General features: G+C 63.4%; 11 protein-coding genes. 7 read left to right on the forward strand and 4 right to left on the reverse strand.

Features of this window, described 5'->3' with window-relative positions; all coding sequences use genetic code 11:
• Positions 1–61: 61 nt before the first annotated feature.
• From ACWDXS_RS11630 to ACWDXS_RS11645, 4 genes are read right to left on the reverse strand one after another with little or no spacing between them, the layout of a single operon-like run.
• On the reverse strand, positions 62–3,355 hold the full coding sequence (locus ACWDXS_RS11630) for a type I restriction endonuclease subunit R (RefSeq protein ID WP_449964623.1): 3,294 nt from the start codon (positions 3,353–3,355) through the stop codon (positions 62–64).
• Positions 3,352–4,515 (reverse strand): restriction endonuclease subunit S, encoded by a 1,164-nt coding sequence (locus ACWDXS_RS11635; protein WP_449964626.1) that lies wholly within the window; start codon positions 4,513–4,515, stop codon positions 3,352–3,354. The genes ACWDXS_RS11630 and ACWDXS_RS11635 overlap by 4 nt, the downstream gene beginning before the upstream one ends.
• Complete coding sequence (locus ACWDXS_RS11640; RefSeq protein WP_449964629.1) at positions 4,508–6,130, reverse strand: class I SAM-dependent DNA methyltransferase; 1,623 nt, start codon at positions 6,128–6,130, stop codon at positions 4,508–4,510. The genes ACWDXS_RS11635 and ACWDXS_RS11640 overlap by 8 nt, the downstream gene beginning before the upstream one ends.
• 42 nt (positions 6,131–6,172) lie before the next feature.
• Positions 6,173–8,293 (reverse strand): hypothetical protein, encoded by a 2,121-nt coding sequence (locus ACWDXS_RS11645; RefSeq protein ID WP_449964632.1) that lies wholly within the window; start codon positions 8,291–8,293, stop codon positions 6,173–6,175.
• A 428-nt stretch (positions 8,294–8,721) separates the two neighbouring features.
• On the opposite strand from ACWDXS_RS11645, the gene ACWDXS_RS11650 reads away from it, so the two are divergent.
• The 7 genes from ACWDXS_RS11650 (at position 8,722) to tyrS (ending at position 17,552) form a co-directional block, all read left to right on the forward strand.
• Entirely contained in the window at positions 8,722–10,302 is a 1,581-nt protein-coding gene (locus ACWDXS_RS11650) for a Fis family transcriptional regulator (protein ID WP_449964635.1), read from the forward strand.
• A 202-nt stretch (positions 10,303–10,504) separates the two neighbouring features.
• Positions 10,505–11,518: an SMODS domain-containing nucleotidyltransferase gene (locus tag ACWDXS_RS11655; protein WP_449964638.1), complete on the forward strand. Its 1,014-nt coding sequence runs from the start codon at positions 10,505–10,507 to the stop codon at positions 11,516–11,518.
• Complete coding sequence (locus tag ACWDXS_RS11660; RefSeq protein ID WP_449964641.1) at positions 11,515–13,275, forward strand: ThiF family adenylyltransferase; 1,761 nt, start codon at positions 11,515–11,517, stop codon at positions 13,273–13,275. The genes ACWDXS_RS11655 and ACWDXS_RS11660 overlap by 4 nt, the downstream gene beginning before the upstream one ends.
• Positions 13,276–13,525: 250 nt before the next feature.
• Positions 13,526–14,566, forward strand: coding sequence for an SAVED domain-containing protein (locus ACWDXS_RS11665; RefSeq protein ID WP_449964643.1), 1,041 nt, complete (start codon positions 13,526–13,528; stop codon positions 14,564–14,566).
• Between the two features lie 357 nt (positions 14,567–14,923).
• Complete coding sequence (locus ACWDXS_RS11670) at positions 14,924–15,307, forward strand: hypothetical protein (protein ID WP_449964646.1); 384 nt, start codon at positions 14,924–14,926, stop codon at positions 15,305–15,307.
• Positions 15,308–15,323: 16 nt separating this feature from the next.
• Complete coding sequence (locus tag ACWDXS_RS11675; RefSeq protein ID WP_449964649.1) at positions 15,324–15,920, forward strand: hypothetical protein; 597 nt, start codon at positions 15,324–15,326, stop codon at positions 15,918–15,920.
• A gap of 366 nt (positions 15,921–16,286) precedes the next feature.
• Positions 16,287–17,552 (forward strand): tyrosine--tRNA ligase, encoded by a 1,266-nt coding sequence (gene tyrS / locus ACWDXS_RS11680; RefSeq protein ID WP_449964781.1) that lies wholly within the window; start codon positions 16,287–16,289, stop codon positions 17,550–17,552.
• The last annotated feature ends 303 nt before the right edge of the window (positions 17,553–17,855 follow it).

Here is a 17,855-nt window from a genome sequence, read left to right on the forward strand (position 1 = left end):
CTGGAAACCGAACCGGCCCAGTACTTTCCGGAACAGACCACCGCCCAGACCTGGCGGCACATCAAGATCCCGCTGTTCCGGCCTGCGACCAGTCGTTGGCGAAGTGCTCCATCTGCTTCAGCACCAGCTCGATGGCCTTGGGTGCTTGCTCGGGCGGATAGCCTCGGCGGGCCAGAAGGCGCCTGATCGTAGAGCGGAGCTTCGCGCGGACCGGTTCGCGGGAGACCCAGTCCTTCTTGATCTGCTTGCGGACCTCCGCGACCAGTTCGCGGGCGATGCCCGCCAGAATCTCATCCCCCATGACCTCACGAGCGCTGCCCAGGTCAGCTACGGCGTCGTAGAAGGCGAGCTCGTCGCTGCTCAGATTGGGATCGAACCGCTTGCCACGTTCGGCGTCGTTCCTGACTTCCTTCGCCATCTCGACCAGCTTCGCGATGATCTCCGCACTGGTGAGCTGCTGACGCATGTACTTGACCATGAGATCTTGGAGACGCTCCGAGAAGGTCGTCTGACGCACGATGTTGTGGCGGGTAACCTCGCGCATCTTCTGCTCGACGAGCCGACGCAACGCCTCGGCGACCAGGTGCGGTGTTTCGCTGCTCTGGAGCCGCGAGACAACGGCGTCGGTGAGGTGGGTGAGGTCTGCCGTCGCGAGGCCAGCTTCGGCGAACAGGTCTGTCACACCGCCGGTCTCAACGACGGCCGAGGTGAGCTGGGAAAGGTACAGCTCGACATCGCGAGCGATGGGCAGGCCGCGGGCTTCCCGGTCCATCGCGTCGAGCTTCGCCATGTACGCGCGGACCTCTACGAGAAACTGAATGTCCCTCTTCCATTGCGGCTGGTCCGGGAAGCGAGAGGAGATGTCGGCCGAGGAACCAGCGAGCGCGTAGAAGCGCTCCAACCGGTGGGCGTGATCGCGGAATCGGCGGCTGAGGGTGTCATTGGGGTTGTCGAGCTTCTCGGGGTTATTGCCGGGAGTTGCCGGGTTGCGAAGGTAATTCGCGGTCCGCAGCGCCGCGTCGATGAATGCCGTGCGGCTGGGCAGGGCGAGCCGCTGACGCCAGTCCCAGCCGCGAAGCATATCGTCGAGTATGTCGTACTCGTTGCGGAGCTCGTCCAGGGCGCGGTCGATGTCCTGGCCCAGGGTGCGGTCCTCCTGGTCCGCATCCGAGTATTCGGCTATCGCCTTCTGCAGATTCTCGGTCAGCGGTGCGTAGCCGACGAGGAGACCGTCCTCCTTGCCGCGGAAGCGCCGGTTGACGCGGGCGAGGGCCTGCATCAGGTTGGCACCCTTGAGGGGGCGGTCCAAGTACATGGTGTGGACTGGCGGGGCGTCGAAGCCGGTTAGGAGCATGTTGTTGACGATGAGGAGTTCGAGCTCGTCGTCGGGGTTCGTGGCGCGGTTGATGACCGCCTTACGCTGCGAGTCCCGCAGGGCATGGGCACGCAGGTGTGCCGCGTCTTTGCGGGAGTCCGAGGAGAATACGATCTTCATCGCGCCCTTGTCGATCTCATCGCTGTGCCACTCCGGGCGCAGTTCACGTAGTGCGTCATATACCCGCACGCAGATGTCACGGGTGGCGCACACGATCATCGCCTTGCCGGTCGCGCCGTCCGGCTTCTCGGATACGCCGACGAACGGCTGCATCCGTGCCCGCCTCGCCTCCCAGTGCTCGACCAGGTCACGGGTCAGGTCGCGTATCCGGGCCGGTGCGCCGTACATGGCGTTCATGGTGGCGACGGCCTGCTCAATGCGGCGGCGCTCGGTGTCGTCGAGGCCGTCGGTGATCCGGTCGGCTTCCTCGTCGATAGTGGTGGGGTCGACGTCGTGGTCGAGGACGAGCTGGACGACGCGGCTCTCGTGGTAGACCTTCACGGTCGCGCCGTCGTCGGCGGCCCGCTTGAGGTCGTAGACGTCGATGTAGTTACCGAAGACTTCGCGGGTATTGCGGTCGGCCTCGGAGATCGGGGTGCCGGTGAAGGCGAGGAGAGTGGCGTGCGGGAGCGCGTCGCGCAGGTGGCGGGCGTAGCCGTCGAGGTTGTCGTAGTGGCTGCGGTGGGCTTCGTCGACTACGACAATGATGTTGCGCCGGTCGGAGAGCAACGGGTGGTCGACGCCCGACTCCTTCTCCTCCTTGGTACGGCCGAACTTCTGCAGGGTGGTGAACAGGATGCCGCCGGTGCGCTTGGCGGCTAGCTCCTCGCGTAGTTCGGCACGGGTCAGGACCTGGCGGGGCTTTTCCGGGAGGATTTCGCTCTCCAGGAAGGTGGCGTACAGCTGGTCGTCGAGGTCGTTGCGGTCGGTGATGACGACGACCGTGGGGTTGTGCAGTACCGGATCGCGGCCGACGAGGTTGGTGGTGAGCACCATCTCCTCGGACTTGCCCGAACCCTGGGTGTGCCAGACCACGCCGGCCTTGCCGTCGGTCGCCGCAGCCTTGCGCACGGCCTCTGCGGCGCGGGTGACGGCGAAGTACTGGTGCGGCTTCGCGATCCTCTTCATCTGCTTCGACGGTACGAAGTTGATGAATGACTGGACGAGGCTGAGGAACCGGGGCTGGTCGAACAGGCCGTGTAGGGCGAGGTTCTGCCCCGACTGGGTCAGGCCGTCGGCCTCCAGGGGGTTTATGCGTCTGCCCGTGTCGTCCGTGTTCCACGGGGCGAAGTGTTCGTATGGCGTGAAGGGTGTGCCGTACTTGGCGGTGATGCCATCGGAGAGCAGCACAATCGCGTTGTAGCGGAAGGCAGTCGGGAACTCGTCCACGTACCAGCTGATCTGCGCGTGCGCGTCTTCGAGCTTGACGTCCTCGTCTCCGGCGCGCTTCAGCTCGATGACGGCCAAGGGGAGGCCGTTGACGTACAGGACGAGGTCGAAGCGGCGGTTCTTCTCGCCGTCGATGACGGTGACCTGGCGGACAGCCCGATAGGTGTTCTTGTCCCGGTCGGCCAGGTCGACGATACGAACAGTGGGGTTGTGCTGAGCCCCGAACTCGTCGGTATACGTGACCGACCGGATGCCGTCCGTCAGGTAGCCGTGGGCGGTCCGGTTCTCCTCGTACGCGTCCAGCGAGGTGGGAGTCGAGGCGGTGGCGAGGGCGTCGCGGACGGCGTCCAGTGGAAGGTCCGGGTTGAGCCGCTCGATGGCTTCGCACAGGTCAGAATAGAGGATCAGGTCGTCCCAGGAGGTGCGGTGGCCGGAGTTGGGGGCGAGCGCGTTGCCCTCGTTCCTGGACCAGTCGAGCGTCTCAAGCTCGTCGAGGGCGAGGTGTTCCCAATCGATTTCCAGGGGGCGGTAGTTGGTGTGCGTGATGTTCTCGGCCGTGTTCGTGTCTGCGGCGTCGGAATCGTATGTCATGCGTGGTCCTCGATAATCTTCTCGGCGTCCTTGACGCGGAGGCGGCCAGACATCAGGTGGGGAAGGAGGGTGTCCCGGAGGATGCCGAGAGTATGAGACTCTTGTTCGCGACTCCGCTGTAATGCAAATAGCGCACGGACTTCCGACGTGAATTCGCGAACAGCCTCGGGGGAGGGCAGCTTCATGGGTACGGAGTAGGCCCTGTCACGATTGAGTCCAGGAATGGCAGAGTCTGAGTTCATGTGCTCAAGTCCCAGACTCTGGAGCGCGAAGTAGGCATACTCCAGCGATACGTTACCGTCTCTGCAGACGGCATAGAACGTGGTATCGATCGGGAAGAAGCTCTCCTCCGACCAGTACACCGACCCGACAGTCCCCTTGCGTCCCACAATGATGCCAGGGCCCTTTACCAGAAACTCATTGTGGGTGCCGCTGACACCGCCACTCCCGAAAACGCTGTAGTCCCCTGCGATACGGTTTGTTGCCGGAAGAGATTTGCCGTATTTTAGTTCGATCAAGTCACCCATCGGGACGGTACCTTCGGTCGACAAATTAGACTGCTGAAATCGAGCGTGCGCCAAATCTAAAGTAGTGGCCGCGATGCGCTCGTTGACGGCAATCTTGTCGTCCAGTGCCATAAGCACTGAAGCCACAGACCGTTGCTCACTTAGTGGAGGGTGCGGGACTTTGAGGTTGCGAATGGACGTGAGCGGCGTAGCAATTCCTGGCACGCCGACAGTTGATGCATTCGCTAGAATCGATCGCTGCCCTTCTGTCGATTGGAACCAATAATAGTAGAATTCCGGAAGAGCCTTCGTCTCGTCGAGACGAGTCTTGACTTGGCTTGAGCCGATAACGTATCGATGGAACTTCGGGCTTCGCGTTACCATGGAAACTTGGCCGATGGTGCCTCGGTGAGTGAAAATGAGATCCCCGGGCTCCACGTTTGCTGCGCGAATGTCATCGGCTTTTTCGTCGGTGATGAAGACAAAATCGCAATCGAGGAATACGCCGCGGGTCAGGTTCACGCCACGAATAACTGGGACGCCGGAGGCGACGTAGTTATCCTTTGTGATCTTTGATCCGAAAGGTCCCATGGAAAACGAGGATCGATCGCGCGAAGCGAGCGTATGGTAAGCGACAAAATCCCACTCAGCCATTGATTCGCTCCAGTTGCGCTCGAACTGCCTTCGTCAGCGCGTCCGACCTGTCGAAGTGTGCATACAGGTCCTTTGTCAGCTCTGAAATCTTCTCCGTGATTGAATCTGCGCTCTCTATGTCAACTTCGACAGCACCTACGTGCCGGCCCGGGGTTAGCACGTATCCTTGCTCCCGGACCGATTTAAGACTCGCTGAGGCGCAGAACCCAGGCTCATCCGCGTATGAAATCCCGGTATCTCGCGCTGAGGCGGTACCCCGCCACGCGTGGTACGTATCTGCGAGCTTCGCAAGATTCTGATCCGTCAGAATGCGCTCTGTCCGATCGGCCATTTCGCCCATCTCGCGCGCATCGATGAAGAGAATCTCTCCACGTCTGTCGTTCAACCGCCGCGCACCCTGAGACGACTTGTCCTTAGACAAGAACCACAAGCAGGCGGGAATCGCTGTCGTGCGGAACAGCTGCGGGGGCAGGGCGATCATGCAGGCCACTAGGTCTGCCTCGACCAACGCCTTGCGGATCTCACCCTCGCCGCCGGACTGGGAGCTCATCGATCCGTTCGCGAGAACGACTCCCGCCGTGCCCCGCTCGCCGAGCTTGCTGACGATGTGTTGCAGCCACGCATAGTTAGCGTTGTTCTTCGGCGGGACGCCATACCTCCAGCGCGGGTCGGACTCCTTCCGCGCCCAGTCCTTGATGTTGAACGGCGGGTTGGCCATGACGAAGTCGGCTTTGAGGTCCGGGTGCTTGTCGTCGGCGAACGTGTCGCCCCACCGTGCCGCGAGATTGCCGTCGATCCCGTGGATCGCCAGGTTCATCTTCCCCAGGCGCCATGTCCGCTCGTTGAGCTCCTGCCCATACACCGCGATGTCGGACTTGTGCCCGCGCCCCCGGTGCGCCTCGATGAACTTGCCAGCCTGGACGAACATGCCGCCCGAGCCGCATGCCGGGTCGTACACCCGACCCTCGTACGGTTCCAAGACCTCCACCAGAAGCTGGACCACGGACCGCGGCGTGTAGAACTCCCCGCCGCGTTTACCTTCGGCGCGGGCGAAGTTGCCGAGGAAGTACTCGTACACCTCCCCTAGTACGTCCTGAGTGGGCTTGTCTCCGGAGCCGCCGAAGCGGGCGTCGCTGATGAGGTCGACGAGTTCGGCCAGGCGCTTCTGGTCGACGTTGTCGCTGTTGAAGATCTTGGGGAGTACGCCTGTTAGCGCGGCGTTCTCGCGCATGATCGCGTCCATGGCCTCGTTGAGGAGCAGGCCGACACCCTTGGCCTTGGCGTTTGCCGCGATCCAAGACCAGCGGGCGGTCTCGGGCACCCAGAAGACGTGTTCGCCGGTGTATTCGTCCTTGTCCTCCAGGAGTTCCGCCCAGCGATCTTCCTCGATACCTTCCTCGGCGAGCTCCTTGGCGAGCTGTTCGCGGCGCTCACCGAAGGCATCCGAGATGTATTTGAGGAAGATCAGTCCGAGGACGAACTCCTTGTACTGCGCGGCATCCATGGAGCCGCGCAGTTTGTCGGCGGCCTTCCAGAGGATGTCCTGGATTTCCTTGGGCGTGGAAGTGGCGAACAGCTCCGCCTGTGCGGCGGGCTTCTTCTTGACGGGGGGCATGACGGTTTTTCGTCTCCTTCAAGTTCTCGGGTTGGCGCGGGGTCAGGGTGCTGCTGTGTTGAGAGTGAGCGTGCCGTCGGTGAGGCCAGCGGCGGTGAGGCGGACAAGGTCGTCAAAGGCTGCGGTCTGCTGGCGTAGCAGGGCGGTCCGTCGGCTTATCTCGGCGAGCAATGCGTCGTAGTGTTCCGCCTCCACCGGTTCGAGGTCGGGGATGAGCAGGTCTTCAATGGGGCGGGCTGCGCGTACGGCTCCGCTGGCTCGGCCGTGTTTCGCTGCGGCGGCGCGCAACAGTGTGGCCAGGACACGAGGGCGTACAGGGCGTTCGGGGTCACGGTCATGCCATGCGCGCAGAACGCGTGCAGGGTAGGCGACCACGGACAGACCCTCTTCGTCGACGTACGCGCCAAAGGAGGGGTTGGCGGTCACCACGATGTCGCCAGGCTCGGTGAACTCGGCGTGTTGGTAGACCGTGAGCAGTATCGAGCGGTCGATACGCCGGCCACCGACGGGTGCAACCCCGGTGACCTCGGCGGAGGTAAGTACGGGGTAATGGCCATCGGTTGTCATGTGCTCGGCTGCGATGCGGTGACCGGGCAGGCGGCGCAGGCGGCGCTCTTTGAGGAGGTGCGCGACGGTGGTGCGGCGTACTGGCTGATCTTCCGGGCGGAGCACCGCGTGGGTCCGGATCGGGTTGCTCTGATCTACACGGTCTTGCTCGCGCAACTGCTCGACGGCAAGCTCCAGTTCGGAGATGCGCGCCGGGCGCTCTTCAACCTTCTGGGTGTAGCGGTTCGCATTCGATCGGTGCTGAGGCGTCAGTGCTGTGCCGGGCTGGAGGTGAAGGACCGGAACGAGTACCGCATGGCGAGGTTCGTGTCGACGGTCCGCGCGCCAGCCTGCGGCGTGGAAGACGTGGGTCTCTTCGACGATGGTGTCGAGGGCGGTGGTGGTGATCGCTTCAGCGGTGAGGTCGGACACCAGCACGAGACCGTGGCGATCTGGCTTCGACGTACGGGATAGGACCCAGATCGCGGTGCGGTAGGCGGGGCGGTGTGGGTAAACCCCGTCGGGCAGGCCGATCACGGCTTTGAGTAGGCCCTCAGCGAGGAACCAGCTCCTCAGGCGATCAGCTTTGCCGAGGGCTGGCAGCGCGTGGACGAGAGCATCGGCCGGACCCAGGATCACTGCAGTGCGGTCGGTCGACAGAAGGTCGGCCAGGTTCTGGATGTGCTCGAGGACGGACAGCGCGGTGCGGGTTTCGGCCGCCTCGTACGGGAGTGCACAGACCAGAGCGTGCGGGTCACCCCATTCGTCAGTGTCAGGCTCGACGCCTTCCGCTACATCCAGGTGGAACTCGTACACCCCGCGCACGAGCATGCGGCGGCGCACCAGCCGAACCAGGGCCGGATCTGGATCAGCGGCGACATAAATGTGCTCGTCGTCGGAGGAGTTCTCTGCGTGCAGTATCGAGAGGAGGTCTCCTGAGCGGGAGTAGGGCACAGCGATGACGGCATCCTCCGCGAGTTCTGCCGTGAGAGCGAGGCGGGCAAGAGTGCGGGCGACGGCCGGGGCGCACTCGTCTGCGACATGGGCGTCGGAACCGAGTCGTCGACGGGAATCTAGCACCCAGTCGAAGGCTTCGGCCGGGGCGTAGGCGGCCTCGGTCAGCTCATCAGCCAGCGTGGCGAGCGCCGGGCCGATATGATCCGCATCCGGCACGGCGCGTAGCTCGCTCAGCAGGAAAGTGTCATCCGGGTCGAGGCCCTCGGCGCGCTCGACGAGGGCCGACCAGCCTGCCCTGCCGCTCAGTGGTGCCTCCAGCTGCTGACGCAGGCAGATCAGCGAGGTCAGGGCATCCAACAGGATCCGGGCAGGTACTCGTCGGCACCATCCAGACAGCGTATGCAGCGCCAGTTCGGCGCGCAGTTGGCGGGCGTCCGTGTTGCCGTGGCTCGTGGCCACCAGCCAGTCGACTACGGCCGGGCCGTCGAAGAGCGGGCTGGTGCCCTCGTGGTCCACGGGTTGGGGGAAGTCGCTGTGCCGACGCGCCCAGGTCGTGGGGACGGGGCGTTTTACCTGGGCCATTGTTGCGATCTCCGTGTAGGAGACCAGCTGGGCTTCTTTGTCCGACAGCTTGCGAGCGTCAGCGTGCTCTGCAGGCATCTCGGCTCACACCCTTCCCTGCGCTGAGTTCGGCTTCTCAGTCGATCGCTAACCCGAACTCTATCGTCCACGCAAAAAATCCACCTTAGAACACTTGATAATAGGGGTTATCAGCAATTCTTATAGACAAATATCGTGCTTAGGCTCATCGTGATCTCACACCGCACACCGAGCGAGGAGGTCACCATGAGCGGACATCGCACCCACGGTCCCTGTCGGCAGTACCCGCCCCGTTTGGCTGCGGTCCGCCGAAAGCTTGACCTCCACACCGGCGCGGATGTGGCACAGCTGCCACCGCTGGTTCGCATCGCTCGGTGTGGGTCGGGGAAGTTGAAGTACTTCACCTTTGCCGACGCCGACCTCGCGCTCGCCGGGATCGACGCGTCGAACCCGAACAGGCGCGAGCAGCGGGTCTATCCGTGCCCGCTGTGTCAAGGCTGGCATCTGACCAGCCAGGACCGACGTGGTCGGGCAGCAACGGAATACCAAGGCTAAGAACAACATTCGATTTCGACCAGGTCCCGGATCGAGAAGCCCGCTCATCACCACGTGGAGCGACAACCGGTCGCGCCGCTGTCAACCACGCCCTCTTGAGGAGAGCCATGAACCGCAACGCGCACTTCACCGACAACAACACCGCCCTGGCCATTGAGCAGTTGACCCTGCGTGATCGAGACGTCCTGCGCGAAGCCCAGCGTTGGACGAGCGGGCATCGCGGTCCCATCGTGGACGACACCGACACCCTCGCCGATGCGGACTTGTCGGCGTTCATCACCGAGGTGGTCAAATGCGGAGCGGTCGCGCTCGCCGCCACCGGCCAGGCCAGCGATGCCAAGGAACTTGAACGGATGGTCGCCGAGGTAGGGGAGAAGGCCGCGGCGTCGGCGGCCAGGGCGGCAGAGTTGACCGGTCAGGCCGCGAAGGACGCCTCAGCGGTGATGACCAAGACCGTCGACTCGGCGAAGAAGGCATTGGCCGAGGCTGACGCGAACTACCGCAAGGAAATGGCGGCCACCGTCAGCACCGCCACCGTCAGCATTACCGACCAGGTCAACCGGCTCTTCGGTGGCTCGGATCCGGAGCTGGTCGCTCGCCTGAAGCCGGTGCTCGAGCAGTTCAGCGCCGAACTGTCGATCAAGGCCGTCGCAGGCACTCAGGAACTGATCGCGACCGCGACCAAGCAGTTCGACCTCAACGACCCGACCTCGCCGATCGCCAAGCACACCGCCGCGCTCGATGCTCGCCAGCTGGCGACGAGCGACCTGCTCATGGCCAACCACGCCGACCTGGCCAAGCGGTTCGAGGAGATGACGGCCGCGCTGAAGGTGCGGGAGGCCAAAGCAGCCCTCATCTCGGTGACTCCGCGCAAGGGCGAGCCGTTCGCCGCAGGAATCCACCAGTTCATGGAACCCATCGCGGCCGGCCTCGGCGACGAGTACTACGACACCGGCGCGATGGTCGGAGCGCTGCCTCGGTGCAAGAAGGGCGATGGGCTGCTGACCACCGCCGAGGGCGCGCGGGTGGTGATCGAGATGACCGACTCCCCGCGGTCTGGTTGGGGGGACTACCTCGTCGAGGCCGAACGTAACCGCCAGGCTGCCGCGTCGCTGGGCATTGTGCGGTCGCCAGAACAGAACGGCGGCGAGGTGCTGCGGGTGCTCGGGCCGCGCCGGGTGGTGCTCGCCTTCGATCCCGACACCGACGAGCCGGATCTGCTGCGCGCGTGCGTGTTGCTGATGCGCGCGGCGAGCGCGACGGTGGTCGCGCGCGGTGGCGGCGAGCAGTTGGCGACCGCTGCTGAGAAGGTGCAGAGCGCCTCGTCTAAACTTGAAAAGCTCGCTGCTGCAAAGAAATCGGCTGACGTAATCCGCCGCGAGGCGACCAAGATCGACAAGACCGTGACCGACTTCGCGACCGAGGTCGAATTGGTGCTCGCCGAAGCGCTCACCGCCCTCACGATCAGCGCCGGGCCGACGTCTCTGACTATGGTCAACACCGACGTCGCCTGAGCATCCCCTTCCCTGTTTCCGCCCGGTCAAAGCGCGGCACCCGCCCCGCTGGGCGGACGGAACCAACGCGTCAATCGCGACGCGCCGGTTCCGTTCCCATCTGTTGTACGGCGATTGCCGAACAGGCCACGAAAGCCGTACCGCTGATCGGGTGCCGACACCGCGTCGACCCGACCATTACGCCCACCTCCGGAGGTCTTCGATGAAACTCACTGACTACTTCAACGTCCTGCTCAACGACACAGTCAACCTCGGCCAGATAAAGCTGGACCTGCTCGACCAGCGCGTCGAGACGGTCTTCAAAGCGCTGAAGGCCGATGAGCAGATCGGTTCACTCGTCCTCGGTAAAACGCCCCAGGGATCGTGGGCGCACAAGACCATCATCGACCCGGTCGGCGACAACGAGTTCGACGCGGACTTCATGCTCGATATGAGCGAGAACCCGGACTGGGCCGAGGATCCCAAGAAGTACATCGAGGAGGTCTACGCGGCTCTGCACCGCCACAGCATCTACAAGAACATGCCGCACTCACGCAAGTGCCGCTGCGTCCGACTCGTCTACGCGAATTCCATGCACCTCGATATCGTGCCGCATCTCAACCTCGTCGACGGACGCGAAGTCATCGTCAATCGTGACGATAATGACTGGGAGATCACCGACCCCCAGGGCTTCACGGACTGGATGAAGGAGAAGGACGCACTCGCCAATGGCAACCTTCGCAAGGTCATCCGACTGATGAAATATCTGCGGGATCACAAGAACTCGTTCACTGGCACACGATCTATCCTACTGACGACCCTGCTCGGCGAGCAGGTCACCGACCAGCGCACGCTGCTCGACCCCGGCTACTACTCCGACGTTCCGACGAGCCTTCTGCACTTGGTCAAAGACCTCGACACCTGGCTTCAAGCGAACCCGACCACGCCTTCCGTCGCCGATCCGTCCGGGTCGGGTGTCTTCTTCACGCGCCGATGGGGTTCTGACCCGGAGGCAGCGCAGGTGACGTACAGCTACTTCCGCGCCCGCATCCACGTCCACGCCGCCGAAATCGAGGCAGCGTACGAGGAGACGAACAAGCAACGCAGCGTCGAGCTGTGGCAGGGAATCTTCGGCGATGGGTTCAAGGCCCCGGCCACTTCGTCCAGCAGCGCCAAATTTCCGACGGCAGCCTCAGCCGCCGTTAGCACCGTGGGGCGCTCTGGCCGCGCCGGATGAGCCCCCGCAACCGCGCCACGTTGTCGACCTGGCAGAAGCAGCTACTCGGTGAGCTGAGATTGCTCGCGAGGGAACGACCTCTCGACGTACGGATCGCCCAACAGCCTCAGCTCGACTCCGACGGCGCCGTCGGCCTCCGGCTTCGGCTCCACACCGCAGATATCCCACGTAGCCCCGGTGGACTGGAACTCGCAGACGACGAAGAGTTCATCGTCAAGATCGGCCCGTCGCTGTTCCTGGCCCCGCGCGCCGAGGTGGAGCACACTCGTTTCCTCGGCTTCCCACATGTCCTCCAAGGACAGCGGCTCTGCATCTACCTCGACCCCTCCCGCGAATGGCGTCCATCCGACGGGATCGCCGGATTCCTCACCCGACTGTGGGACTGGCTCACCGACGCAGCCGCCGGGACATTCGACCCCTCGACCGCGATGTACCACGCTGTCGGAGGAATCCTCCATCGGGCCGAGGAAACCCCCACAATCGTCGCCCGTGAGCCCGGCCCATCACGACCGCATCAAATAGCTCGGCTGATTACTCGGTCGCCATATCGGTATGACCTCACCTATTCGACCGACCACGACGGGCACCGCACGCCCGTCTTCACACTCGCAAGTGACTTCCCCTTCGGCGCGGCCTCCACCTTTGCACTGCTACTGACACTTCTGGACGACCCTTACCTCGACCGCGCCGAAGGACGGCCTCCACGGGTCACACCTCAGTCACCAGCTTTCCTCACGGCGCTTCTTGCCAGTGCACTACGAAACCCCGACGACTCCAAGCAGTACTTCGTGCTCGCCGTTCCCCACCCGGCAGGCGGACCGCACCATCTTCTCGGTGGCCGACTCCCCGCGGCTGCCGCTAACGTACTCCGGCACCTCGCCAAGAAGCACGGAACCGAAGTCGCTATCGACCACGCGACCATCAACGCCGACATCCCCATCGAGTGGTGCAACATGTCCGACGAACGAACCGAAGTGACAACCCGACGGGACGACAACCGACCCGTCAACGGCTTCCGAGGAAAGACAATCCACATCTGGGGATGCGGCGGCCTAGGATCATGGCTCGCCGAGTTTATTGCACGCGCCGGAGCCGCCACCATCACCCTCTGCGACCCCGGCACCATCACCGGCGGGCTTCTCGTGCGACAGAACTACACCGAAGCCGACATTGGCCAGACCAAGGCGCATGCTCTCGCCACGCGACTCCGCGCGATCCGTGACGATCTGACGGTCACCGTCGCCGAAGGACATATGCCCGACGACGACCAGACCGCTGTCCTCGCCGCGGACCTCATCCTCGACGCCACCGTCAGTCACGGCATCACCATCTGCCTTGACACACTCGCCGGGCAAGAACGCAAGGCGCTCATCGCTCAGGTCGGGACAGACGCCAGAACTGGAACACTTGGCATCGCCAACATCTGCACGTCAGACTCTCCCCGGACACCGTCTGACATCGACGATCAGGCAGGACGCGCGGTGCTCGCCGATGGCGGGCTGGAGCTCTACCACCCGCTCTGGCAGGAAACAGCCGATGGAGATGAACTGATTCCCACCAGAGGATGCTCTCTCCCCACTTTCCACGGTTCGGCCGCAGACCTCGCAGCCGTCGCCGCGACACTTGCCAATATGATCGGTCTCCACCTGCTGCAGGCACAATCAGCTCTTTCCGGGACTCACCTCATAGCCCTGCCACACGCACCAGCGGGCGTACGGCATCGCTTCCTTCCGGCTGTGTCGGGCACCCCTCAATGACATCTCGGGTGGGTTCCCCTTTCCGGCAGCCCGGCGGAAGTGGTGAATGAATCGACGGTGAGGCAGGCCGCCACACCCGTTGGACCTCGGCTGACAGTCGGCCACCGGCACAGATGACAACCAATCTGGAGTGAACCGAATCGTGAATAGAGAACCGATCTCAGCGACGACAGCCAGGACAGTGTGGGCGCGGTCGGCGGGGCGGTGCGCGATGTGTGCGACGTCTTTGTTGGACTGCGAGTGGGGGGACGTGACCCTGTCGGTTGGGGAGTTGGCCCACAACGTCGGCGCGACCGACACTCCTGGGTCACCGCGCGGTCGGTCGGAGATCCCGGTCACCGAACGCAACCACCCCGACAATGTCTTGTTGCTGTGCCACAGCTGCCACCGCAAGATCGACAACGCCGAGCTTCGTGATCTCTACACCGTAGACGTCCTGCGGGAGATCAAGTCCCGGCACGAGGACATGGTGATGGCAGCAACCGATTTCGCGACCCAGCACCGCAGCTTGATCGTCACCACGCGCGCGAGCATCCGCGGCACTACGACCAAAGCATCCCACAGGCAGATCGCGCAGGCGCTCATCGAAGCCCGCCGGGCCCCGTACTCGGTGGACGGACGCCAGATCCGGGTAGAGATCGACCTGACCGATCCTGAGTCTGAGCCCTGGGTGTGGAGCCGTGGTTGCCAACGCATTGATGAGGCGGTCGCACGACTCGCAGCCGACACCTCTGGCGGAGCAGTCGACCACCTGTCAATCTTCGCGCTGGCACCGATCCCGCTGCTGACATATCTCGGTCACCGCCTCGACGACAAGTATGGCGTGGAGATTCACCGCCGTGACCGCGTCGATTCCGACACTGCCTGGTGCTGGCCGCAAAACAAGAAAACAGACATCGAATTCGCCACTTCCATCGACAACAGCGAACCGGACGCCAGCGAGGCGGTGGTTCTCGTATCGGTGAGCGGCACCGTGTCCCGCGACCGCATCCCGCGCAACCTGGCGAAGCTTCCAGTCCTGGAACTCCACCCCGACGGCCTGCTTCCCGGCCTGGACGCGATCGGATCCCGCGCTGATCTCCACCGCTTCTCCGAAGCCTGGCGCCAACTTCTCGCACTGGTCGAACAACGCCTACCACAGGCGCGGACCCTGCATGTCCTCGCCGCCGTTCCGGCACCGGCGGCAGTGAACATGGGCCGCTACCGCCTTCGCGGCGTCAGCCCCGCCCTGATGATGTACCAGCGCACCGATACCGACGCCTTTGAATTCGCCGTGAAGATCACCGGGTGAGCCCCGCATAGAACCCGCTTTTCATGGCCACCCGATCGCAAAGGGAGTGGGTGCACGAGTGGGGATCTGCCCACCTCGGTGGGCAGACCGCTTGTTATCAACTGACGCTTGACGTTTATGCAGATCCAGTGCCAGCAGCGGACCTGGGATGAGAGGGTGAGTACCTGATCGCTCGTCTCGGTCAATGGTCGACTGTGCTGTAGGTCACTGCCTGTTGGGGGAACCGGTCTCGGGCGTGTCCCGTCAGACCATGCGACGCATCGAAATACTCGCGGTGCCCGAAAGTCATGGGGGAACAGCATGATTCGGAACAGTCGGCCCGTTCGGGCCTGCGCATTGCTTCTCGGGATTCTCGCAATGGGGTTGGTCGAGCCGAGTTTGGCACGAGCACAAGGACTTCCGACCTGTCAGAACTATGTGGTCAACGCCCAGTGGGGCAAGTTGACTGTCGACACGCGGCGGTCGAACGACGGCGACCCCATCGGAGTCATCAGCTGGGCGTGGTTCATCAACGTCAATGCCGATGTACCAGGGCGCTACGACTGGACGGTGTTCATCAACGGCACCGCGCCGGAAGGCCCGCAGTGGAACGTCAAGGACGACAACTTGCACTCGGCTTTCCGTCGCTACCGCGACGGAGCCGACCGGTACAAGTCCGGCGATGTGTTCCACATCGAGGCTGCCCACGCGGCGGGCAAGAACCTGTATGTCACCCCGCTCAACAGATGCCGAATCCCGTAGGAGGTGTGGAAAAATCGTGAAGATGACTGAGTCCAACGCCGTTGTCGGGGCACGACTCTTGGCAGACGACATAGCGAACGCACTGGGCTATGAGGTGTGGGTTGATGCCGAGACCGATGATCGCCTAGGCGGCGAAACCGTCACGAATTCGATCGGTATCCGGGTTCCCGAGTTGGGGATCGAGATGGGATACCGCCCCGCTGCCGGGGTTGCGCCGGAGTCGGTGGCCTGCCAGCTGGCCAGCCACGTTCAGGACGACATCCTGTCCAAAACTGGGATGATCTGGCCCGAAGATCAGGGCCAGGGTGACCAGCCGCTGGCTCCAGGCGACGCCGGTTGGTACCGGGAGAGCGAGCCGAGCGTAGTGATCCCGTACGGTCAGGCGGGTGCGGCCCACCGACCGGACAGTTCACTGGATGCGGTGGTTCGGTGGTGGCTGGGTTATTGGTTCGTCGGCGGGATCGCTGACCCGGCTGGTGATGTGTGGTTCTCGGAGCACGAATTTGTCGGAGACCTGTCGGCGATCGCCCCAGGGGTTCGAGTCGAATATGAGGTCGGCGACCGATTCCATGGACAGCTCCGCAAGGCGACGGTGGTTCGGTTCGCCGACTGATCACGCCCGGTTCGGCGTAGCGAGATCGAACACGGAAGGCCCAGCCACTCCGTGTCCTCAAGCCGCGAAGTTCCTTCCTAGATCGTCCACGTCCAGTGAACGATGGTGCGCGGCGATTCGAGCATGGATTCACCGTTGCGGCCATCGGTGCTACGGGTCGCTACCTTCCGGCTGAAGCCATCTCCGAGAATATTGGAGGGCGGTCAGCGTTCGTTGCAATCGTATCGGCATGGCAAACGATCCGATTGACAGCTCTCGTAGTTGCCGATCTCATACTTGCCCTGGACGACCTCGAGTTCCGGGACAGTGCAGAGGCCCGCTCACCGCGGTCCAGTTACCGAGAGGACTTTCGCAGTCGTGACCCAGATCCGGGCCAATGCCCTTGACGAGCTCTCCTGGCGCGGGCTTGTCGCGCTGTCCACCGACGAGGACGCGCTGCGTGCTTCCCTGGCGGCCGGCCCGGTGACCTACTATTGCGGCTTCGATCCGACTGCGCCGAGCCTGCACATGGGCAATCTCGTGCAGCTGCTGACGATGCGTCGCTTGCAGGACTTCGGGCACAAACCAATCGCGCTGGTCGGCGGTGCGACCGGTCTCATCGGTGATCCACGCATGTCGGGTGAGCGAGTGCTCAACGACCACGAAACCGTGGCGCCCTGGGTCGACCGGATTCGCGACCAGGTTCAGCGATTCCTGTCTTTCGACGGTGACAACGCGGCCGTGGTCGTGAACAACTTGGACTGGACCTCACCGATGTCGGCGCTCGACTTCCTGCGCGAGGTCGGCAAAAACTTCCGTGTGAACCGGATGCTCGCCAAGGAATCGGTGTCCGCGCGGCTCAACAGCGAGGCCGGGATCAGTTTCACCGAGTTCTCCTACCAGCTGCTGCAGGGCATGGACTTCTACCAGCTCTACCGCAGGTACGGCTGCACGTTGCAGACCGGCGGATCCGACCAGTGGGGAAACCTCACCGCAGGAGCGGACCTGACTCACCGCGTCGAGGGAATCAGCCTGCACGCCCTGGCGACTCCGCTGATCACCAAAGCAGACGGCACTAAGTTCGGCAAAACCGAAGGTGGCGCGATCTGGCTCGACCCGGAGATGACCTCGCCCTATGCCTTCTACCAATTCTGGCTCAACGCCGAGGACTCCAAAGTCGGCGACTACCTCAAGATCTTCACCTTCCGCGGCCAAGATGAAATCACGGCGCTCGAGGAAACAGCCAAGGAACGACCGGCGCAACGAGAGGCCCAGCGCGCACTCGCCGAGGACATCACCACCCTTGTCCACGGTGAGGAAACGATGGGCCGGGTGCGCGCCGCCAGCCAGGCACTGTTCGGCAGTGGCGACCTGACAACGCTGGACGCATCCACGCTCGGCGATGCGGTGCGCGAACTGCCTTCCGCATCGATCTCGACCGGGACCCACAGCGTCGTAGACCTTTTCGCCGCAACTGGTCTGGTCGACAGCAAATCCGCAGCCCGCCGTGCGGTGACCGAGGGCGGCGCCTACGTCAACAACCTCAAAGTCGACACGACCGAGGCGGTGGTGGACACAACGGATTTGCTGCATAGCCGATGGATCCTGCTTCGTCGAGGCCCCAAATCGCTCGCTGCCGTCGAAGTCGGCTGACAGAAAGATCAGGTTTGGGCTGTCTCGCAGACACGAGTCGCAGCCCAAGTCTTTGTGCACCTGAACCTCAGCAGATCGGCCTAGTTGCCGAACCGGTACTCACGATCGTCAGCCACTCCCGCCCCGGCTCGAAGAGTCTGTTACGAGGCAGGACTCGCCGACAGATCTACGACATGGCCGACGCAGCTGTCGTGATCGTGCAGGCAGGCGGTCATCATACCAACTGGTGTGTTCGGAGGAATGGCGTTCGGGGTCGGCGGTTGATGGCTGACCGGAGCCATAACCCCGTACACCGATGGCGCC

This window comes from Nocardia sp. NPDC003183 (genome assembly GCF_053590715.1).

Bases quoted from the DNA above. Each gene is read 5' to 3' on its own strand.
- ACWDXS_RS11645 (WP_449964632.1), bottom strand. From the start codon at position 8,293: ATGCCTGCAGAGCACGCTGACGCTCGCAAGCTGTCGGACAAAGAAGCC.
- ACWDXS_RS11670 (WP_449964646.1), top strand. From the start codon at position 14,924: ATGGGGTTGGTCGAGCCGAGTTTGGCACGAGCACAAGGACTTCCGACC.
- ACWDXS_RS11660 (WP_449964641.1), top strand. From the start codon at position 11,515: ATGAGCCCCCGCAACCGCGCCACGTTGTCGACCTGGCAGAAGCAGCTA.
- ACWDXS_RS11640 (WP_449964629.1), bottom strand. From the start codon at position 6,130: ATGCCCCCCGTCAAGAAGAAGCCCGCCGCACAGGCGGAGCTGTTCGCC.
- ACWDXS_RS11630 (WP_449964623.1), bottom strand. From the start codon at position 3,355: ATGACATACGATTCCGACGCCGCAGACACGAACACGGCCGAGAACATC.
- ACWDXS_RS11635 (WP_449964626.1), bottom strand. From the start codon at position 4,515: ATGGCTGAGTGGGATTTTGTCGCTTACCATACGCTCGCTTCGCGCGAT.
- ACWDXS_RS11655 (WP_449964638.1), top strand. From the start codon at position 10,505: ATGAAACTCACTGACTACTTCAACGTCCTGCTCAACGACACAGTCAAC.